Genomic DNA, 21,307 nt, shown 5'->3' with positions numbered 1-21,307 from the left:
GAGCATTCCTGTTAGGGTAAAAATATCAGGTTTGTAAAAAATGAGTGCCTCTCATAGAATAATGATTGTTAACTTGCCGGTTAATAAAAATCATTGTTCAAAGGAGACACCCACAAATGAATTGTAAGCAGAATGAGAGAATCAATCAAGTAAAAGAATCAACTTTGGTAGTTGGAATTGATATAGGAAGTACTACACATTATGCCAGAGCCTTTGATTGGAGAGGCATTGAACTAGGTAAAGTTTTTAAGTTTAGCAACAGTCGAGAAGGTTTTGATAGCTTCAAGAATTGGATGCAGTGGTTACTAAATAAAAACAATAAGTCAGATGTGATAGTAGGAATTGAGCCAACTGGTCATTACTGGTTTGACCTTGGCGCTTATCTTGAGGATGGAGGCATCCTACTGGTTATGGTTAACCCTTATGCGGTAAAGCAGACCAAGGAACTGGATGATAACAGCCAAAGTAAAAATGATTGTAAAGATCCTAAGGTAATAGCAAAGCTTGTTATTGAAGGCAGATATTCTGCTCCATATACACCTGATGGTGTTTATGCAGATTTAAGAGTGTTGACAACCAATCGTAAGCGAATCATTAGGGAACTTACCCAGATTAAAAATCGCATTGCAAGATGGTTTGCCATATATTTCCCTGAATATAAAGATGTGTTTGGGGACTATGAATCACAAAGTAGCATGCTCGTTTTAAGACATGCATGTACTCCAGAAGCAATAGTAAATCTTGGACCTGAAGGAATAAACCAACTTTGGAGAAATGAAAAACTTCGAGCTGTTGGAATGAAAAGAGCAATGACTCTGTGGGAAACAGCAAAAAGAAGTATCGGTCTGAAGAAGGGAACTACCGCAGCAGAGTTTGAGATGAAGATGATGCTTGAGGATTATGATTACAAAATGACACAGCTAAATTCCATCATGGAAGAGATAGAAAGCTTGTGTAAGAAGATACCTGAAAGCGAGCAGTTGCTTGCCATTAAAGGTATAGGATTAATCACTGTTGCTGGATTCTTGGCTGAAGTTGGTGATGTAAGACGTTTTGATTCACCAAGGCAGATACAAAAGCTTGCAGGGCTTTCTCTTAGAGAGAATAGTTCAGGAAAGCATAAGGGACAAACGACCATAAGTAAAAGAGGTCGAAGTAAGCTACGAGCTGTGCTGTTCAATGCAGCAATCCCTTTAATAGCTACAAATCCAGAATTCAAAGCACTGCATAAGTATTACACAACAAGAGCACAGAATCCTTTAAAAAGGAAGCAATCAGTGATAGCAATCAGCTGTAAGCTGATAAGAGTTTTCTTTGCAATTTTAACTAAAGGTGTGACCTATGATCCAGCCAAGATGATGTCGGATATTCATAGGCAGCCTGTAGCAGCATAAGAAAACAAGTGTAAATTTCAGGAAGACGTCCGCCGAAAGGTGCTGGGATGAGCAGAAACTTTTAAATACAACATAGAGAGCCGTAGTCGGATTTTTTTCCCTTCGGGGCTTGACTCAGCGATTGAGCATAATGACGCCCCTTTATGGATAAGCAGAACGAAGGAATTAAGGACCCTGGAATCAGGTGATCCCGTATGACATGGGAGGTTAGGCTGCCGTAAGGACTTGGGGATAAGAAGGGCCAATCATAGTGATAATAAGACGACGTCTTATTAAATGCACCCCAAATACCTGTATATCCGTAGTTTTGGCCGTGGGGAATGGCATGGACTTAGATAGCTTCATCTATGTGACTATGAAAAAGTGAGAAAAAGTGAGTTAACAAGAGATATAACAAGATTAATATGGGAGGGAAAACAGTGCTCGATTAAGCTCATAAAAAACTAAAAGTTTTAATAAGCTCACAAGTGATTAGAAAGGATATATATGAAGAAGGAAGTAAGATCAAGCTATGATTTAAAGATGATTGGACAAAATCTAAAAGATTTGAGGAAGAAAAAAGGTTTATCTGTTACAGAGGTGTGTGGATTTCTTGGAATAGCCTCAGAAAGGACAATTTATTATTATGAGGCAGGGGAACGTGTACCTCCATTTGATGTTATGTTTTCGTTGATGGAATTGTATGGAGCGGATATGGCTGATGTAATTGGTGAGAAGGATTCTAAGCTAATTTTTCTGTGGGGGAAAACAGACGCAGAATGTGAAAAATGGTTAAGGCAGTTTTGTGTAGAAACAAATCTAGATTTTGATGTTTTTCTGACTGAGCAAAAGCAAATAAAGTGCCATAATTGAACTACAAGTTCAGTGATTTTATAGTATCTCATTGATAGAATAGTATAAAAAGGCAAGGAGAGCTAAAAATGGGTTTGTTTGATACTTTTATTGGGAATTATAAGTGCGAGTATTGTAATGCTTTATTCGAATTTCAGGAACAGACAAAAGATTTTGGAGAATTGTTGGAGTATTTTTATCTTGGCGATTATATCGATAGAGGTAACAGGAATTATTTCTATGATTTTGAATATGAATGTCCCAAATGCAAAGCCATAAATAATATAAGTATTGCAATAAGAAGAGGTCAGTATGTTGGTGTTATTTCAACTGCAGCGGCTGAAACTACCAATATATTAGAATTTGATAATATTGAGGATGGCTATCAAAGAAATCGTAATTATGATAAGAAATGCCAAAATAAGCTTGGCAAGGATGAGAGGTCGAAAGTAGATTCATTTGAGCAGCGTCATGTGGGTGACTACATAGAAGCTTTGGGGTCAAAATGGTTGATAAAAGAAGTATATACAGAACAAGTAAAAGCTGGTGTTGGTGATAATCGAATAATAGAATTCATTTATAATGAAAATTATGTATATAGAGTGAGTGATGGGGGCTGTTCAAGAATTATTAAAGAGTCAAACAATATGTCCGGTATACTTGTTAGAGTTTATGAAGATAGTATTGGTGAGGGGACAGAAATGCTGGAGATGGATGATTATAATCATTATTCAGTTATGAATTTTTGTATATTAAAGAAGTTAGAATAGCCTTTGGTTGTATTTGAAAGACTGGAGAAAGCGTTATGTGTGCAATGAGTCAGCAAGTCCTATACGGAGAGTTATTTAAAGATATCGAGGATAAGCTTACAAATATTGATGATTATGCTTGGGGAGAAGAATTATTTGAATTTCCTATTATCGTATATACGAAGAATAGAAGTACAATTCCAGGTTATAAAAGAATATGTAATGAAGGAATTGAAGTAGGGTTGATTACAATTAATCCTAATATTGCAGGAATGATAGAGATTGTGCCGGCCTTATATGAACCAAGCAATAAACGCGTATACATAAAAGATACGCAATTTAATATCTACTGGAAGAATTTAAGAAAGAGTATTCAGATTGGAATAGAAAACAACCAAGAATATTGTGAGCAGAATGATATAAAGACACCTGAGGATATAGTAGATTTGAGAATTCTTAGAGATGATATTCATGAGCCATATATTCAAAATGGGATAATTAAAATCAGAGTTAGAAAGGTAGATGTTCCCAAGGAAATACAGACAAAGAGAACCAGACAAAGTAAGCTTGATAATCCATTGAATGTGTTTTTTTACTCATGTAACCGGAAGGGATCAAGGCAAGTGCATGACAGAGAATGTGATGTTCTTGATTCTATTCCAGATGATAAGTTTATGGGAAGTACAGAGATTCCTGACGGTTATATTTTATGTAAAAAATGTAAGAGAAATCTTCTGATTAGGATGGGATGCTATCCGAATACAAAACAGATTCCAATTTGTGGAAGATTCTTTCATGAGCACAGAGTTGGAACAACAGAAATTGAGAAGATGATTGATAAGGGAATGACCTTTCATGCAGAAGACATGAATGTAATGACCATTAATGGAATAGAAGATACCTGGCAGGTACGTGCTGTAGGAGATAACGTTAGCCTTTGGCATAACAATTATGTGAGGGTTAGTAATACTGAGAGATACATTACGGATGGTTTTCATAATCAGAATTATACTGGAAATATGACTGGTATGCTTCGATACATAGAAGGTTATACTTGGCAGAAGCATCTGCAAGGGGAAGAGCGTAAGAGGATTAAAGCTGAGGAAGAGGCAAAAGTTATAGTGGTAGAGGATGAGAGAAATACAAATTGGTATTATATGATTATCGATAGGATAAAAAGATTTTTGAGAAAGATATAGCAAGTATGAATAATGGAATAGATTTAGAAAAAATTAAGCATAGAATAACTAAAACTGTTTCGACCGAAGAAGTGCTGAAATGTATAGAGCCATTTGATATCCCGCAAGAAGTTTTAGATGGTGAATCTGAACTGATTGGTACTAGTTCTATAGTAGATGAGGAAAACTGCGGGATTTTTTTATCAATGGAATTAAAATCCTGTAAAGAGCAGAAGCCGACCAAGGAAATGCATTAGGACCTTTTACAGGAAACAATTTATTGAATGTGTTCTTCTAGGATTTGAATGGAGTGAAAACCTAGGATTTTATTGATGACATATATAATAACTTAAAATGGAAACGAAATTAGGAAAAGGAGGTAATTGCCTATGTTCAATTACTCAAATTCCATCCAGGAGATGGAGGCCTAATCTCGATTCGTGGGTTAAGCTTGGCTTCCCGCTCTAATATATTTGCTGTAGGCTTTTTGCGTTGTGGCTTTTTATAATCTATATATGTATAGAAAAATGAATACATTTGACATTTATAATATAAATCAAAAAGAAAGGATTTTATACTGTTTTCCTTTTTCATTTCGGATAGAATAGAAAATATATTGAGGTTAGTATTTTGGATATATTTATATCGTATATGCGAATTTTATTTGTAAAGGATTTTTGATGCAAATATCTTGATTTATCCGGCGAAAGCTAGGTTGTAAATTAGCAAAAGTAGGCATATACTCATATTATATCAAATATGGCTTTGGGGATTTATCGTAAATACGGTAATAGTCTTAATTTGAGAATGCCAAAAACTAATTATATGAAGGGAGAATGGTGCAGATGGATATACCTAAGATTGTTATTGCTAACGTAAGAAAAACTAATCTTATTCGAAGAATAAAGGAGTATGGTATAGATTCAAATTTAAGAATTAGTGATGACGATTTCAAGGATTGGTTAGATGATTTAATAAATAGTGGCAAAATGCAGGAATCAGACTTAAATGACTGTTTTTTTGAAGAGTTAATGTATGGGTATAGACGACTGATGAGGGTTTACAAAATTACTCAGACTAGACATTTGAGAGAAGCAGACGATTGGCAAAATCTTCTTGATCAATTTAATTGTCCTTCTTTGAATTTCAATTCGATTATTTCAACACCAATTGTTAACGGTGAAACATTGAAAATTGTTGCTATCCGCTCAAACGCAAGTCAAGATAGAATACATAAAGTGGAAATTATGTTTCTATATCGCATGCGTATAGTTAAGAACGGAACAAATTCAATGTCTACTTTTTACTCATATATTCCAGTGGTAATTGACTTAGATAAAAAAATATTAATAATGAAAATTTGGAATAAAGAAGAAGCTTATGAGGGAGATAGACCAAACGAACAATTAGAAAAGGTAATAGGATTACTTCAAGAGTATGGAGGCATTACAACAAGGGGTTTTACTGATTCACATCAAAAAGTGTTATATAAAATGAGTAAATCTTTATTTGATAATTTTTTTAAAGAGTTACCAAATTATGATTTGGTTGTAGCCAAAAGGGATGAGATTCCTTCAATTGTAGATTCATTAATACGTGGAATTGATTTACAAAATTATGAAGAAAACAATGGATTAATGTCCGTTAATAAGGATACTTTAGATTTAAATGGAGAATTATATAAAATATTACAGCAGGTAGCACTCTCTGATTATCTAATAAATAATAGTATAGAAAATCTTTTGGTAAGTGCAGATAAATTTATCTCGAAAATACGGTTTAGTGATAGAGATAATCTCACTGCTTCCTTGATGGGAGAAGCTGGTGTAAAATGCATTTTTGACGCTCAGACATATATGTGTATTAGAAATTCGTTGGATATTGTCGAGAAGATAGTCTCACTCGTTGTTAATTATTCAAGCATGTCTGTTAGGGGCAAAATGTTAGTTAAATATGATGCTGCTACTAATGATTATCTCGTTATTCATATTATTAATGATTGTTATTATACGAGTGAAGATTTTTCAAAATTCTGGGAGATATATGAACAATATGAATCAAGTGAATGCGTTGATGGAGAAATTAGAGCGTTATGTCAAGAGTATAACGTTGAGGCAATGTGAGAATATAGATAAGGATAAACTTTTATCCGTTTTAGATTGTGATGAGTTTACAATTAATAACCTGATTACAATATTACATAAAGAAAAAGTTCTAAAATTTAAATATTCTTTTGATTGTCCAAAATGCTGTGGAAGAAATACAGTTTTAGAGTCTCAGACAGATAATGGAATATGCCAACTTTGTGGGGCGAATATAGATATTGATAATTTGATTAAAGCTGCTTCTGTGCGTCTTATGCTTAATAAAGACGATTTTTATGAGTTTTATAATGAGATTAGAGAACAAGGTATTTTGCAAAAAACAGAAATAAATAATGTAAATAAAATAATAGAATATAAAAAAGTTGAGGAAGAACAAAGAATGAATAAAAGTGTCTTTATAGTTCACGGTCATGATACTGCGGCTAAGGAAACTGTTGCAAGAACTCTAGAAAAACTAGGTTTTAACGTTATTATTTTGCATGAACAACCTAACTCGGGGTTAACTATTATCGAGAAAATAGATAAGTACGCGAAAGAATGTTGTTATGCGATTATACTATATACTGAGTGCGATAGAGGTAGAGATAAGAATGCCAAGCCAGAGGATGAAAAGTATCGTGCAAGACAGAATGTAGTATTTGAACATGGTTACCTAATGGCAACACTTGGTAGAGATCATGTTTCCGCTTTAGTAAAAGGAGAAATAGAAAAGCCGGGAGACATTGATGGTGTTATATATATAGATATGGATTCTAGAGGGGCATGGAAAAGTGAACTATGCAAGAATATGTTAGATGTTGGTTTGAATGTAAATGCTAATGATATATTATGAGTATTCAGAATTTTGGCATAACAAAAAGCATAATGTAGATAAGAATTTTACAAGATAGAAGACTGCAAGTAGAGATTCCCCCATCGGCTAAGCTAATTATTTATTAGGATTATTTGTGTTTTCGATATAAACTGTATTTGCTGTAGGGCTTCAAGCCCTACATTTTTTTTTATATAATGTACATATGAACAGACGAAAACGTAAAGAGTCATTAAAGAACCTCATATGGCAGAAATCAGGTGGTGTCTGTGCCAAGTGTGGCAAACCTACAGAGATGGATAAGCGCACCATTGACCATTTCATTCCAAAGTATCATGGTGGTACTGATGACATCAGAAATCTCATTCCTATGTGCAGAGCTTGCAACAGGGCGAAGAGTTCCAGACTGATGAGTATAGAGGAATGCTGTACATATCTGCTGGATGAGTACAAAGAGGAGTTGAGAAAACTATAGTGGCTAGCCACCCCATCGGCGAAGCCGATTTCCAATCCTTCCTTGTAAGCGTCAGCGAGTGGTCTGTGGAGCTCGGGCAGACCAGGACCCGGAGGGGCCTGCTAGGGATGGTCCCATAATTCATTTGACGATATTATGCCATATGTGAAGCTGTCTATTAGGCAGCTTTTTTGTTATAGTTAAGTTAGCAAAATGACATCAAGGGAGAAGAGCCATGACAGAGCAAACTATACAGCGAATCAGAAAATTTACAGAAGACAGAGACTGGGAGCAGTTTCATACACCTGCTAATTTGGCGAAGTCTATTTCAATTGAAGCTAATGAACTTTTGGAGTGCTTCCAGTGGAGCGATGAAGATTATGACATCGAACATGTGAAGGAAGAGCTTGCTGATGTATTGGTGTACTGTAGAAATATGCTTGATAAACTTGGTCTTGATGAGGACGATATCGTAAATGCGAAGATGACTAAGAATGAAGCAAAGTATCCTGTAGATAAAGCAAGAGGAAGCAATAAGAAATATACAGAGCTGTAAAGCCAGCCACCCCATCGGCGAAGCCGATTTCCAATCTAAAAAACAATCTAAAACAAGGAGAAATATGATGGACGTAAGAGAAGTGTTGAATTCAATAGACAAGGAAGATTTAATCAATCTTATTATTAATTACAGCGATGGGGGATATTATCCTTTGGATTTGTTTACATTGGCGGCCATGGAGCACGCTTTTTCTGTGGAAGAACTGGAAGCAGGTTGGGAGCATGTGGTGGATCAGGCCAATGCATATGAGGATGATGACAACCCAAAGGCTGCTGATTTGCTGGGGGATGCGGCGGCGTTGTTTTTTAAGCAGGCTAAACGTTTGGATAAGAAGGCGGCGAAGGCTTTTATGCAACGTATGGTGGATGATTTGACTGATGCGGCTGAGGTGGATGGAGTCGGCATGAGCAGGGATGCTGAGTGGATATATCTTCAGGTGAGAGATGAAATAGAGGAGTGGATGAGGTAAGAGAGCTGCCGGATAGTCTTAAGCGAGGGGTGCTGTCGCTAGCTGGCGCCTTTTGGAAAGAGGGTTGTGAAGGATTAGAAGAATTGAAAGGGACGTACTTGTTTGGGCGGGTGCGTTCCTTTTTTGTTGAAAATGTATATTGAATAATACGTGTAATAGGATATAATTAGGTAGGCGGCATTTGAATATAATACTGAAATACGGATAGAGGTAGAGCTGTTATAAGGTGTTGATTTACACTTAAAACTGACCCAGGCGGGTCAAATCTACTTGACAATCAACATAAGGAGCTTGAAAAATAGTATATATGTTGTTATATTTAAAATGTAAATAAAAATAGTTTACAAATTAAAAATATGGTGACAGTATGGAAAAATATTTAGAACAAATGCTTCACATGAGCGTTACTATTAAAGAAAATACGAGCCTGTATAAACAGTTTCCATTGGGGTTTAAAGGAAAGTATTACTTTTATAATGTAAATATTGATGGTGTCGAATGTTTTGCAATTCAACCTAAGGGTGTGACAGGGCTACCACAGTTAAGAAGAGACCGTTTACAGGTGGAGAAGAAGTCAGGTTTGAATTGCATCATATTTCTAGATAACACAACATTTTATGCAAAAGAAAAGATGATGGAAGAGGGTATTCCTTTTGTTTTCAATGATAAAGATATCTACCTGCCTTTCTTAGGAATTCTTTTATCTGCAAATATGCAGAGGAATTTGAAACCAATTCACCAAATATCATTTCTCACACAAAAAATCTTAATGGTTGGGATATACGAATCGTATGAGAAGGCAACAGTTACATATGTTTCTCAGCAGCTTGGGGTATCTAAGATGGCTGTAAGTAAGGCTTTTGATGAGATAGAGTATTTGGGCATTGATGTAATGGATAGCAAAGGAAAGAGTAGAGCTATTACTATACAGGGAGATAAAAAAGAAATTTGGAAAGAAATATTGCCTTATCTTCGAAGTCCTATATTAAAGAGATTTGAATTGATTGAAGATATCAAGCTTGATAAAAAAGCTGGTATATCAGCATTAGCTGAATATTCTATGTTAGCGGATAATCCATATCCAACATATGCAGTTTTAAAAACGGAAATCAAACAGAGTAGAGTAAAGGAGCAAAAAGAGATATCAAGAGGTGAAGTTCCGGGGTGTGTTGTTTTAGAACTGGGATATTATTTAGATTATATAAAGAAAAACGTACAGGATCCGTTTAGTGTACTATTGTCGGTAAAAGATGAGATGGATGACGAACGAGTGGAAGGTTCTGTTGAAGAAATGCTTGAGGAATACGTGTGGTAAAAGGAATAGATAAGTTTAGGAATTTTTTTATTGAGGATGTAGATAAATATGTTCTGATAGGTGGCGCGGCTTGCGATATTAATTTTACAAATAATGAAGCATCATTTAGAGCTACAAGAGATCTTGATTTAGTGTTGATAGTGGAGGCACTAACCCCTGAGTTTGGTGTGAAGTTTTGGGAGTTTATAGAATCAGGTGGTTACAAGAATAAGGCGACTTCATCGGGAAAACCGCAGTTTTTTAGATTTACTGACCCAACAAATGAAGATTATCCTAAAATGATAGAATTGTTTGCAAGAACTGAACTTGAATTAAAAAGCCAATCTGTGCTTACACCTGTCCATATAGATGATACAGTTTCAAGCTTATCTGGAATTTTGCTAAACGAAGAATACTATCAACTTTTACTTGATGGAAGACAGGTAGTTAATAATTTGTCAGTTTTACGACCTGAATATTTGATTTTATTTAAAGCAAAAGCATATCTAGATTTATGGAGTAGAAGGCAAGCTGGGGAGGAAGTACATTCTTCAGAATATAAAAAGCATAAAAAGGATATATTAAAGATTCTTATAGAACTTGATACTGAGAGACTTGATAATATTCCTCCCGGAGTTCTTGTAGATATAAGTACATTTATCGAGTCTCTAGATAATGAGCCTTTTGATGTTAACACCTTGATTAACTATGGTGTGTCTACAGATGATATTGCCAAGAGATTGAGAGCATTGTTTTTGGAATAATTGAAATAGTGACAATGATTCGTGATTCTGTCTGAGGATGGGATATATGATGTGCTGGAGAAGTATAGGGAGTTGATATATAATTCAAGTATAGACTCATATATACAAGTAAATGAGTTGGAGGAGACTACGAATATGTGCTACGCATGGGAAAGTTCGATGGATGAGGCTAGAGGCGAGGGGCAAGATTTGTTGATGGATATTTTTGCATGGTTAAAAGCATCAGGTCGTCTTGATGAAGCTATAGCTGTTATGGATAAAGAAAATGTAGAGCTTAGAGACAAGTTATTCAAAGAGTTTGAAGCCAGTAAGGTGAAATAGGCATATTACGTGAGGACATTATGACAATTAGCGATAGAATATTTGAAAAGCTTCAGGAAAAAGGAATGACTCAGAAGGAGTTCGCTTCTTTGACTGGGATTCCTGAGAGCACAGTCAGTGACTGGAGAAAGAAGAAGACTAATCCAACTGCAGATAAGATTTTAGTCATTTGTAAAGCACTGGATGTGACACCTGAGTGGATTCTTTCAGGAATAGATGCTGATGGTGGCAGAAGCAAGCCTTTGGATTATTTTATAGTAGAGAAGAATTCAGATCAGGGAAGACTTATTGATGCTTTTAATAATATGCAGGGCAGAGATAAAACTTATCTTTTAGGATACATTGAAGCTTTTAAGAATATGCAGAATAATAGAGATTAGATTAGCAGCTGCCAAGGTCGGCTTGGCAGCATTTTTTATATAGGGGGAAGGTATTATGAACAAAAAAGACCAAATGACGGTAGAGAATTTTGTTAGTACAGGAATGGATTTGGAGACGCTTTATTCCTGCTTTCAGGATTTTTCAAAGGAAGAGATAGCAGAGGTTTATAATAACTACAAGGCGACTCAGGCTGAGCTGGGAAATAGCAGTTCTGTGAGTATAAACTGCTCATAGTGGGTTGATTAGAGGGAGATGGATTATGCCAAATGAAAATGGTACTTGGATAATGTATGGAGTGGAATGGGATGATCCAGAGTGTTTACATACTGTGGATGATGCCATAGATTACATAAACGAAGTGGGATTTCTACCTTTATTTAAGAATGATATTCCGGGATTTTCTTTGGAGGAGCGCACAGTTCCAGAGTATTGGTGGTCAGGTGACCCGGAAGTGGATCCTTGGGAGTGGCGAGAGATTATAGCCAGACGAGGTGGCATTGCTTACGGAAAGTTTTTCGAGCAGAAGGCGGGATTTATTTCCAAGGAATGGATGCCGTATTTTGCAAATTATCGTCGTGACGGATATGATTTTGATTCTCTTTGGGAGGATGGAAAAGCATCTGCAAGGCAGAAGAAAATCATGGATTTGTATCTGGATGATTTGATGGATGAGGAATACTATTCCAATGAGCTGAAGAAGAAAGCCGGATTTGGAAAAGAAGGCGAGAAGGGATTTGATGGAGTAATAGCCTTATTGCAGATGCAGATGTATCTGTGTGTCAGGGATTTCAGGCAGAGGAAGAACAAGCGCGGCGAGGAATATGGATGGCCAATAGCTGTATATTCTACCCCAGAGCATCTGTGGGGATACGACCATGTGACATCTGCATACAAAGAGAAGGCGGACGATTCAGCTGAAAGGATCGCTGAGCATCTTCGCGAGGTTTACCCAATAGCTAGCGAAGATCAGATTAGAAACATTATTGGGCTGAAGCCTGGGGAGAGAAAAGTAGCAAAGCGCAAGAAAAAGTCATAGTTAATTTTTATGAGGGGCTTTTATGGGTGAACAAAAATCAGGTATCAAAGCGGTGGTATGGAATTCTGCATTATGGATTATTGTTTTTGCAGTAGGAATGCTGATATTTACTTTTTATGACCTGCCCATTGCTAAGGAAGTTTATTCTATCGACAGTGCCTATGGTCGATTTTTTGAAATAATTGGTCTGATTACTACTCCGATGGCAGGAATATTTTTTGCAATCAGCAATTTCCTTACCCTCAGAGTTGCCCGTAAAAGAATACTTTCTATTATTTTAGGTTGGCTGGCTTTGATTGTATTTGTAGGGTTTAATCTGCTTTCTGTAGGAATGCTAAATAGTCGCTGGCTGGGAGTTATATTTTTATGTGATCTATTATTCATTCGTTTTTCTATGTGGGCAAACAGATTTATTTGCAGCTATGCCCAGGTAGTAGAGCTTAGAAAGGTTATGATGGTAGGCCTTGTGGCTACCCTGGTAGCAGTGCTGGGGCAGACCATTATAAAGTACGGCTTTAACAGACCACGTTTTATTACACTTACAGATCCGGACACACAGTTTACCTATTGGTTTGTTCATTATCCAATAGCGCATGATTCCTCATTTCCATCGGGCCATGCAGCCCAGTCTGCACTTAGTTTTATGCTGGTATTTTTAAAGAAATTTTTGCCAAAGCTAAGGACTCCAAAATGGGATATAGCGCTGTGGGCGGTGGCAATATTTATTACGCTATCCACCATGATATCCCGTATGCTTTTAGGAGTGCATTATGCTACTGATGTGTGGGCAGGATGTTTCCTGACACTGTTTACAATATCTCTGACAAACTGGTACGTGGAGAAGACTTATAAGGCTTAAGAATATTTAATGGCACTTTATCTTTGATAAGGTGTCATTTTTTTAACATATTGTGGTATAGAGGGTAACTCAAACGATAAAGTTATGGTAATATAGTACAGTATTAAGAAATATTTTTAGTTTTATGGGGGAATACAATGAGCAATATCGAATTAATCCACGGATCCTGTGCAGAACAGGAGGTGGATGCAGTAGTTAATGCAGCAAACAAGGGCCTGTGGGCCGGGGGAGGAATTTGCGGAGTTATTTTTTCAAAGGCAGGAATGAATGAACTGATGGATGCCTGCGATAAGATCGACACTCCACTTAATGATGGCGACGCAGTAATCACACCATCATTCAGACTTACAAATGCAAAGGCTATAATTCATGCCGTAGGACCAAACTTTTCCGTTACACCTAAGGCATATCAGGAGTTATTTAATGCCTACTACAATTCATTGATTACACTTAAGGAAAATGAGTATCACAGCATTTCATTTCCACTTATCAGTTCAGGAATCTTCGGGGGGAATTTAGCACATCCAGCAGCGGAATCTGCCAAGCAGTGTTGCAGGGCATATGATAAATTCAACAAAGATTTCCCAGATTATTCAATTGATGTAAAGCTTTGTGCATTCGGCAGAGGTGAATTGGCCGAAGCCCAGATAGAATATAACAATTTCTTCAGAGTAGATGAGGAAGAATAAAATTACAGCAGGGACATGACCATGGACGAAAGACTTAAGAAACAACTTGATTTTGCACTAGAAATCGACAAGGAGAAAAATATCTTCAGGCAGACCCATCTTTCAGGTCATGGCCGTAATGAAAATGATGCGGAACACGCATGGCATATGGCTATCATGGCATATATTTTAAGGGAATATGCCAATGAAGAGGTGGACATCTCAAGGGTAATGCTCATGTGTCTCATTCACGATATCGTGGAGATAGAGGCCGGGGATACCTACGCCTACGACGAGGTAAATCTTCAGACTCAGAAGGCCAGAGAGGATGCCGCAAAAGAAAAGATTTACTCCCTTCTTCCAGAAGACCAGAAGGCAGAATTGATAGCTCTTTTTGATGAATTCGAAGCTTACGAGACTCCAGAGTCAAAGTTTGCTCACGCAATGGATAACTTACAGCCGCTGATGCTCAATAACAGCAATGGCGGAGAGGACTGGCGTCAGCACGGAGTCACATCAGCGCAGGTTCACGGACGTCAGGACAAGACAAAGCTTGGTTCTGAAAAGCTTTTTGAAGTTGTTAACGATATTATTCAAAGCAATATAGAAAAGGGGAATATCAAAGAATGAAAACTGCACTGATTACGGGAGCAACATCTGGTATCGGCAAGGAGTTTGCCATTCAGCTGGCAAACAGAGGCTATAGGCTCATCGTCACAGGACGAAGAGTGGAGCGCCTTGAAGAGCTGAAGGAACAGCTTTCTGTTCCAGTGGAAATTATTCCGGTGGATCTTAGCAAAAAGAAGGAATGCTTCAATCTTTTGGAAAAGCTTCAGGATGAAAATATCGATGTCTTTATAAACAATGCTGGCCTTGGCTTGGCAGGAGCATTTACCCAGACAGATATCAAAAAAGAGCTTCAGATGCTCAAGGTCAACGATGTGGCTATGCACATCCTGTTCAAAGGAATCCTTCAAAATATGGAGGAGGCAGGCTCAGGACATATTTTAAATGTGGCATCATCGGCAGGTCTTCTTCCAGGTGGTCCTTACATGGCAGGCTATTATGCATCAAAAGCTTACGTGGTCAGCCTTACAAGAGCAGTGGCAGTGGAGCTTAAGGAAATGGGAAGCCCAGTAAGGATCAGTGCCCTTTGTCCAGGCCCAGTAGATACAGAATTCAACGAGAACGCAGATGTGGTTTTCTCACTAAAGGGAATCACTCCACAGCAGTGCGTGAAGGAAGCCTTAAAGGGAATGGACAAGAAGAAACTGATTATTGTTCCATCTATCAGAATGAAGCTTGCCTGTACATTTTCACATCTGGTTCCATACCCAATCCTTGTGAAGATGACAGGTCGCCAGCAGAAGAAAAAGCTGGGTTAAAGGGAGATATTTATGCGAATCTTAATTACTAATGATGATGGCATTGAGGCATCTGGCATCATAAGACTTGCCAGAGTAGCCAGAGAATTTGGGGAGGTCTGGGTTGTGGCTCCAGAAAGTCAGCGCAGTGCTGCCAGCCACAGCATCAGCCTACACAGTGCTATTGATATATATCCATGTGAAGATTTTCCTATCGACGGTGTTCATGCATATTCATGCAGCGGCACACCAGGGGACTGTGTCAGGGTAGGAGGTCTTAATGTGATGCCTGAAAAGCCTGATGTGGTTCTCTCAGGCATTAACTTTGGTCTCAATGTGGCATCGGATATCCAGTATTCAGCCACAGCAGGTGCGGCTTTCGAGGCTACTTTCCAGGGATATCACGCCATCGCTTTTTCCGAGGGCTGTCATTTCCAGGATGTCACCGACAAATACATCCGTGATATTTTAAAAAGACTTTTAGACCAGCCATTAAAGCCTGGTCATATTCACAATGTCAATTTCCCAGACTGTCCACTTCCCGACTGCAAGGGAATCCTTTACAACAGAACTGTTTCACAGGGTATGTTTTACAAGGATCATTACAATGTAGTAGAGGAGCTGGATGACGGCGGAGTCAGATACATGGTGGAGGGAGTGTACACTCCTGAGGCAGAAGAGGATTCTGATTATCACGCAGTTCTTAACAACTACGTATCTGTCGGAGTTGTGAACAATATTGGATTCTAGAAATATTCATAATTAAGCCACACATCTTTGCTAAAATTTAGCAATGGAGCCATGGCCAGCTGACAGGGCAAGGACGGAGATTATTATCCAGCGCGGCCAGCAGTTTGCCCCTAGAAATAAAATGAATTTGAAAACAGGTTTACCAATTACCCCTAGTTTGCTATAATTATTCTAGTTTTTCTATAAGTATTTAGGAGGCAGACATGGCAGAAAATAAGAATTTTGTAATAAATGTTAATGGCGATGGCGGAGTAAACATCTCAGAAGAGGTAATTGGCATCATCGCTGGTCTTGGTGCAGTTGAGGTAGAGGGCGTTCAGTCATTAGCTGGTAATCTTACAGCTGAAAATATCTCAAAGGCTGGCCAGGGAAAGCTTGCAAAGGCAGTGAGAGTTGTTGATGCTGATCCTGGAAAGATTATTGTTCGCATGGCTATCAATATGAAATATGGCTATGAGATTCCAAAGGTTTCAGGAATGGTTCAGGAGAAGGTTAAGCAGGCTGTTGAGACTATGACAGGTCTTGTTGTTACAGCAGTAGATATCCGTATTGCAACAGTTAGTGTTTCTTCTAACAACTAATCCTGCAGTTATTTATTTTTTATGCATATTAATGTATAATTATGGGGTGCTATCATTATGGTAGCATCCCTATATTATTCTAAATATCAACATTTTTTAGGAGTATTATTTTATGAATAGACATGAAGTCAGAAAAGAAGTATTCAAGGCAGTTTTCATGAACGAGTTTCATGACACTGATGACATGGAGAGCGTTATAAATACTTTCCTTCAGGGTCGTAACAATGCCGAGACAGAGGACTTGGCTAAGAACAATAAGACACCTGAGGACGAGGAATATATCAAGACTAAGTCTGAGGATATTATTTCAAAGATTCCAGAGATTGATGAGCTTATTAATAAGTCAGTAGACGGTTGGAAGACTACACGTATGGCTAAGGTTGATCTTACACTTATTCGTCTCGCTTTATACGAGATTAAGTACGAGAGCTTGCCAGTTGGTGTAGCTATCAATGAGGCTGTTTCTTTGGCAGACGAATTCGGTACAGACAGCTCAGCAGGTTTCGTAAACGGAGCATTAGCTAAATTAGTATAAGACATGAATAAAAATGTATATAGTGTTTCCCAGGTAAATACATATATCGAGCGGATGTTTTCCGACGATTTTATGCTTGGAAATCTTTCTCTTTCAGGTGAGGTCAGCAATTGCAAGTACAATCACACTGGCCACATTTATTTCACGCTGAAGGATGAAGGGGCAGCTATTTCCTGTGTTATGTTTGCAGGGAAGCGTGCTCGCGGTCTTAAGTTCCAAATGAAGGACGGCGACCAGGTTGTGGTTACAGGTTACGTAGGTGTCTATAAGCCCTACGGGACTTACCAGGTATATGCAAATGAAATAGAACTGCAGGGTGTTGGTGATTTATATCAGCGATTCGAGGCTCTCAAGGAAGAGCTGGCCGAGAGTGGCATGTTCGATTCTATGTATAAAAAGCCGCTGTCTACACACGCCATGCGCATCGGAGTAGTTACAGCTCCTACCGGCGCGGCAGTTCACGATATCATCCGCGTATCTAAGACTCGTAATCCATTTGTTCAGATTATCCTTTATCCTGCACAGGTTCAGGGGGAGGGAGCAGCACCATCCATTATATCAGGTATTCAGTGCCTGGATGAGATGGGGTTGGATGTCATCATCGTCGGCCGAGGCGGTGGTTCCATCGAGGATTTATGGGCCTTCAACGAAGAGGAAGTTGCCAGAGCGATTTTCAGGGCAAACACCCCTATTATTTCCGCAGTAGGTCACGAGACAGATGTTACCATTGCGGATTTTGTTGCAGACAGACGTGCTGCCACACCTTCACAGGCGGCAGAGCTTGCAAACTTTGTATATCAGGATTTTGCAAACCAGATTACCAGATATTCAGACAAGCTGGAGCGCAATCTTGATTTCAGACTTCAGGCCTATCAGGAGCGCCTTAATGGCTACAGACAGAGACTGCAGCTGTTGCGCCCAGAAAATAAAATCAAAGCCAACGAAGAGAGGCTTTCAAATATTTCCATCAGACTTCAGAATCTGATTCAGGTAAAGCTGGACAGATACGAGAACAGACTTGTTGCTTTATCAGGTCGTCTGGATGGACTTTCACCAGCGAAAAAGCTGGCGGCAGGTTTCGGATATATTACCGACCAGACTGGAAACAGAGTGGATTCCATAGAACAGATTTCTGTTGGAGACAGCATCAATATCAGAATCAAGGATGGTGAACTTACCGGTCAGGTTACAGACAGGAGATTATATGGCTCAGAAAAAGGATAATCAGGAAACTACAATTGAACAGAGCTTTGAAGCATTAGAGGAAATCATTTCGAAGATGGAGTCGGCAGACATATCTTTGGATGATTCCTTTGCGCTATATAAGGCCGGCATGGAAGAACTACAGCATGCCAATGCCAAAATCGAACAGACAAAAAAAGCTGTTATGGCTATCAGTAAAGATGGCGGTTTAGAGGTTTTTGAAGAGGAAGACTAGCATGGATATTAAAAACGAACTTAACCTTAGAGCGGAATCAGCAGAGGATGTAGTTATCAGATTCTTACCAGACGTTGAAGGAATGCAGAGCTCCATTTTTGATGCGATGCAGTACAGCGTCACGGCTGGAGGTAAGAGACTCCGCCCAATTCTTATGAACGAGACTTTCCAGTTATTTGGTGGAGAAGGAGATGTGATTGAGCCATTTATGGCAGCTATCGAACTCATCCACACATATTCTCTTGTTCATGATGATTTGCCAGCCATGGATAATGATATGCTTCGCCGCGGCAAGCCTACCACTCACGCAGTTTACGGTGAGGCCATGGGTGTACTTGCAGGAGATGCACTTTTAAACTACGCATTCGAGACCGCTTTAAATGCCTACGATGCAGATGTTGACACCGTCAGAGTGACAGAGGCCATGAGGCTTCTTGCTAGAAAAGCCGGAGTATTCGGTATGATTGGTGGTCAGGTGGTCGACGTAGAATCAGAAAAAAAGCAGCTTGAAATGACAAAAGAAAAGCTGGATTTCATATACGAGCTTAAGACAGGAGCACTTATCGAAGCTTCCATGATGATAGGAGCGGTGCTTGCTGGCGCTACGGAAGAACAGGTAGAGACTGTTGAGAACGTAGCCAAGAAAATTGGTCTTGCTTTCCAGATTCAGGATGACATCCTTGATATCGAAGGCGATGAGGCCACTCTCGGAAAGCCAATCGGCTCAGATGAGAGAAATGAGAAATGTACATTTGTTACATTTGCAGGTATTGAAAAATCCAAAGAAGAGGTAAAACGTCTCACAGATGAAGCACTTGAGGAGCTTAACAGCCTTCCAGAGAAGAACGAGTTCTTAAATGAGCTTCTTAACTACTTAGTTTATAGAGACAAATAAAATATATGGTTCTTGAAAAAATAAAGCAGCCAAATGATGTAAAAAACTTAACAGAGGAAGAGCTTCAGGCTCTGCCACAGGAAATCAGAACATTTTTGATTGAGCATCTTTCAAAGACTGGAGGCCATCTTGCTTCCAATCTGGGTACAGTAGAGCTCACTATCGCTTTGCATTTGCTTCTTGATTTCCCTCAGGACAAGTTGATCTGGGATGTTGGACATCAGGCGTATACACACAAAATCCTTACAGGTCGTGCAGATGAGTTTGAGCATCTTCGTCAGTATGGTGGAATGAGCGGTTTCCCAAAGAGAGATGAGAGTGATTGCGACAGTTTTGATACTGGTCACAGCTCCACATCCCTTTCAGCTGCTCTTGGCTATTGTATGGCCAGAGACTTAGCCGACCAGCACTACAAAGTGGCAGCAGTTATCGGTGATGGTGCCCTTACAGGAGGCCTTGCATACGAGGCTTTAAACAACGCATCACGCCTTAAGAAATCAAACATGCTCATTATTCTTAATGATAATGAGATGTCTATCTCAAAGAACGTAGGTGGTATGTCTGTCAATCTTGAGAGACTTCGCACCAGCTCTAAGTATGTAGGCCTTAAAAATGACGTGCTTTCGTCACTGGAAGCATGGCCAAATGGTGAGCGTATCATTCGCAAGATTCGCAGCACCAAAAATGGCATCAAATCATTAATGGTTCCTAACATGGTTTTCGAGGACCTTGGCGTTATGTACCTTGGACCTGTTGATGGACATGATATTAAGGCTATGCTTGATACCTTCAAGATGGCAGTTCGTATAGAAGGACCAGTCCTGGTACATGTCATCACCAAGAAGGGTAATGGTTACGAGCCAGCTGAGCGTCATCCATCTCGTTTCCATGGTACAGATATTTTCGAGATTGAGACAGGTCTTCCTAAGAGAAGCAATAATCCTGGTTACACAGACGTTTTCTCTACCGTTATGCGTAAGATGGGAGACAGAAATCCTGAGGTAGTTGCCATTACAGCAGCTATGGCTGAGGGCGCAGGTCTCAAGCGTTTCAGAAATATGTTCCCTGAGAGGTTCTTTGATGTAGGTATCGCTGAGGAGCATGCAGTTACATTTGCAGCTGGTCTTGCTTTAGGCGGAAGGACACCTGTATTTGCAGTGTACTCATCATTCCTTCAGAGAGCATACGACCAGATTCTTGAGGATGTATGTCTCCAGAATCTGCACGTGATTTTCGCAATCGACAGAGCAGGTCTTGTTGGTGCCGACGGAAGCACACATCAGGGTGTTTTTGATGTGTCATTCCTTACAGCAATGCCTAATATGACAGTGATGGCTCCAAAGAATAAATGGGAGCTTTCAGATATGATGAAGTTTGCAGTCTCTAATCACGATGGCCCTATCGCCATCAGATATCCAAGGGGCGAGGCTTATTGCGGCCTGAAGGAGCAGCGTGCTCCAATCCAGCTTGGTAGAGCAGAGGAGATTAAGGACGGTTCAAAGGTTATGCTTTTTGCCTTTGGTTCAATGGTGAAGAAGGCCGAGGAAGTGGAGCAGCTTTTACAGTCTCACGGAATCGATGCAGGTATCTGCAACGCCCGTTTCGCAAAGCCATTTGACAAGGAATACCTTCAGGCTATCAAGGACCGTTACGATTTGATTGTCACAATGGAAGAGAATGTTTACACTGGCGGCTTTGGTCAGCAGGTGCAGTCATATCTCAGTGACATTGATTACAAGGGAAAGGTACTAAAGATTGCCATCCCTGATGAGTTCGTTCAGCACGGCAGCGTCACACTTCTTTTCAAGGAGCTTAGAATGGATGCCGAGTCAATCACAGAGCGTATATTAGAAGTTTTATAGGAAATAAGA

At 39.1% G+C, this 21,307-nt stretch carries 27 protein-coding genes; all 27 read left to right on the top strand.

The annotated features are described in order from the left end of the window. The first annotated feature begins 116 nt into the window (after positions 1–116). The 27 genes from G592_RS0111670 (at position 117) to dxs (ending at position 21,298) form a co-directional block, all read left to right on the top strand. Positions 117–1,394 carry an IS110 family transposase gene (locus tag G592_RS0111670; protein ID WP_028247975.1) on the top strand — a complete coding sequence of 426 codons (1,278 nt, stop codon included), beginning with the start codon at positions 117–119 and terminating at the stop codon, positions 1,392–1,394. 486 nt (positions 1,395–1,880) lie between these two features. Further along, the gene (locus tag G592_RS16430; protein ID WP_036952757.1) at positions 1,881–2,246 is read left to right on the top strand and encodes a helix-turn-helix domain-containing protein; all 366 of its coding nucleotides are present in this window, start codon (positions 1,881–1,883) and stop codon (positions 2,244–2,246) included. A gap of 68 nt (positions 2,247–2,314) precedes the next feature. Then, positions 2,315–2,995: a hypothetical protein gene (locus tag G592_RS0111660; RefSeq protein WP_028247974.1), complete on the top strand. Its 681-nt coding sequence runs from the start codon at positions 2,315–2,317 to the stop codon at positions 2,993–2,995. 35 nt (positions 2,996–3,030) lie between these two features. Further along, positions 3,031–4,173 carry a hypothetical protein gene (locus tag G592_RS0111655; protein WP_028247973.1) on the top strand — a complete coding sequence of 381 codons (1,143 nt, stop codon included), beginning with the start codon at positions 3,031–3,033 and terminating at the stop codon, positions 4,171–4,173. 5 nt (positions 4,174–4,178) lie between these two features. Then, positions 4,179–4,409 (top strand): hypothetical protein, encoded by a 231-nt coding sequence (locus tag G592_RS0111650; protein WP_028247972.1) that lies wholly within the window; start codon positions 4,179–4,181, stop codon positions 4,407–4,409. 588 nt (positions 4,410–4,997) lie between these two features. Next, positions 4,998–6,275, top strand: a complete 1,278-nt coding sequence (locus G592_RS0111645) for a hypothetical protein (protein WP_028247971.1) — start codon at positions 4,998–5,000, stop codon at positions 6,273–6,275. Beyond that, positions 6,205–7,089, top strand: a complete 885-nt coding sequence (locus G592_RS16425; protein ID WP_242830170.1) for a TIR domain-containing protein — start codon at positions 6,205–6,207, stop codon at positions 7,087–7,089. The genes G592_RS0111645 and G592_RS16425 overlap by 71 nt, the downstream gene beginning before the upstream one ends. Before the next feature lie 184 nt (positions 7,090–7,273). Beyond that, positions 7,274–7,543 (top strand): HNH endonuclease, encoded by a 270-nt coding sequence (locus tag G592_RS16420; protein WP_036952754.1) that lies wholly within the window; start codon positions 7,274–7,276, stop codon positions 7,541–7,543. Between the two features lie 214 nt (positions 7,544–7,757). Next, positions 7,758–8,078, top strand: coding sequence for a nucleotide pyrophosphohydrolase (locus tag G592_RS0111625; protein WP_028247970.1), 321 nt, complete (start codon positions 7,758–7,760; stop codon positions 8,076–8,078). A gap of 67 nt (positions 8,079–8,145) precedes the next feature. Beyond that, positions 8,146–8,550, top strand: a complete 405-nt coding sequence (locus G592_RS0111620) for a hypothetical protein (RefSeq protein WP_028247969.1) — start codon at positions 8,146–8,148, stop codon at positions 8,548–8,550. 367 nt (positions 8,551–8,917) lie between these two features. Continuing rightward, positions 8,918–9,865, top strand: coding sequence for a hypothetical protein (locus G592_RS0111615; RefSeq protein WP_028247968.1), 948 nt, complete (start codon positions 8,918–8,920; stop codon positions 9,863–9,865). Further along, positions 9,859–10,608, top strand: coding sequence for a hypothetical protein (locus G592_RS0111610; protein ID WP_028247967.1), 750 nt, complete (start codon positions 9,859–9,861; stop codon positions 10,606–10,608). Before G592_RS0111615 ends, G592_RS0111610 begins: the two co-directional genes overlap by 7 nt. A gap of 135 nt (positions 10,609–10,743) precedes the next feature. Then, positions 10,744–10,929, top strand: coding sequence for a hypothetical protein (locus G592_RS0111605; RefSeq protein WP_028247966.1), 186 nt, complete (start codon positions 10,744–10,746; stop codon positions 10,927–10,929). A gap of 20 nt (positions 10,930–10,949) precedes the next feature. After that, a complete protein-coding gene (locus G592_RS0111600; protein WP_028247965.1) occupies positions 10,950–11,309 on the top strand; it encodes a helix-turn-helix domain-containing protein in 360 nt (119 codons plus the stop codon). Positions 11,310–11,364: 55 nt separating this feature from the next. Next, complete coding sequence (locus G592_RS0111595; protein WP_028247964.1) at positions 11,365–11,544, top strand: hypothetical protein; 180 nt, start codon at positions 11,365–11,367, stop codon at positions 11,542–11,544. Positions 11,545–11,569: 25 nt separating this feature from the next. Further along, positions 11,570–12,346, top strand: coding sequence for a hypothetical protein (locus G592_RS16415; RefSeq protein WP_051194899.1), 777 nt, complete (start codon positions 11,570–11,572; stop codon positions 12,344–12,346). A gap of 22 nt (positions 12,347–12,368) precedes the next feature. Beyond that, entirely contained in the window at positions 12,369–13,205 is an 837-nt protein-coding gene (locus G592_RS0111585; protein ID WP_028247963.1) for a phosphatase PAP2 family protein, read from the top strand. 137 nt (positions 13,206–13,342) lie between these two features. After that, entirely contained in the window at positions 13,343–13,894 is a 552-nt protein-coding gene (locus G592_RS16410) for a macro domain-containing protein (RefSeq protein WP_051194898.1), read from the top strand. 21 nt (positions 13,895–13,915) lie between these two features. Beyond that, a complete protein-coding gene (locus G592_RS0111575; protein WP_028247962.1) occupies positions 13,916–14,503 on the top strand; it encodes an HD domain-containing protein in 588 nt (195 codons plus the stop codon). Beyond that, on the top strand, positions 14,500–15,258 hold the full coding sequence (locus tag G592_RS0111570) for an SDR family NAD(P)-dependent oxidoreductase (protein WP_028247961.1): 759 nt from the start codon (positions 14,500–14,502) through the stop codon (positions 15,256–15,258). Before G592_RS0111575 ends, G592_RS0111570 begins: the two co-directional genes overlap by 4 nt. 12 nt (positions 15,259–15,270) lie before the next feature. Then, positions 15,271–15,987 (top strand): 5'/3'-nucleotidase SurE, encoded by a 717-nt coding sequence (surE, locus tag G592_RS0111565; RefSeq protein WP_028247960.1) that lies wholly within the window; start codon positions 15,271–15,273, stop codon positions 15,985–15,987. 203 nt (positions 15,988–16,190) lie between these two features. Beyond that, positions 16,191–16,568, top strand: coding sequence for an Asp23/Gls24 family envelope stress response protein (locus tag G592_RS0111560; RefSeq protein WP_028247959.1), 378 nt, complete (start codon positions 16,191–16,193; stop codon positions 16,566–16,568). Positions 16,569–16,680: 112 nt separating this feature from the next. Continuing rightward, the gene (gene nusB / locus G592_RS0111555) at positions 16,681–17,103 is read left to right on the top strand and encodes a transcription antitermination factor NusB (RefSeq protein ID WP_028247958.1); all 423 of its coding nucleotides are present in this window, start codon (positions 16,681–16,683) and stop codon (positions 17,101–17,103) included. A gap of 3 nt (positions 17,104–17,106) precedes the next feature. Continuing rightward, on the top strand, positions 17,107–18,327 hold the full coding sequence (gene xseA / locus G592_RS0111550) for an exodeoxyribonuclease VII large subunit (RefSeq protein ID WP_028247957.1): 1,221 nt from the start codon (positions 17,107–17,109) through the stop codon (positions 18,325–18,327). After that, on the top strand, positions 18,308–18,541 hold the full coding sequence (gene xseB / locus G592_RS0111545) for an exodeoxyribonuclease VII small subunit (protein ID WP_028247956.1): 234 nt from the start codon (positions 18,308–18,310) through the stop codon (positions 18,539–18,541). Before xseA ends, xseB begins: the two co-directional genes overlap by 20 nt. 1 nt (position 18,542) lies before the next feature. Next, positions 18,543–19,436, top strand: a complete 894-nt coding sequence (locus G592_RS0111540) for a polyprenyl synthetase family protein (RefSeq protein WP_028247955.1) — start codon at positions 18,543–18,545, stop codon at positions 19,434–19,436. A 5-nt stretch (positions 19,437–19,441) separates the two neighbouring features. Further along, the gene (dxs, locus tag G592_RS0111535; protein ID WP_028247954.1) at positions 19,442–21,298 is read left to right on the top strand and encodes a 1-deoxy-D-xylulose-5-phosphate synthase; all 1,857 of its coding nucleotides are present in this window, start codon (positions 19,442–19,444) and stop codon (positions 21,296–21,298) included. The last annotated feature ends 9 nt before the right edge of the window (positions 21,299–21,307 follow it).

The sequence above is a fragment of the Pseudobutyrivibrio ruminis CF1b genome, assembly GCF_000424005.1.
Taxonomy (GTDB): Bacteria; Bacillota; Clostridia; order Lachnospirales; family Lachnospiraceae; genus Pseudobutyrivibrio; species Pseudobutyrivibrio ruminis_C.
Note: the sequence above shows the minus strand (reverse complement) of the source record. Positions and strands in the feature narration are given on the sequence as shown.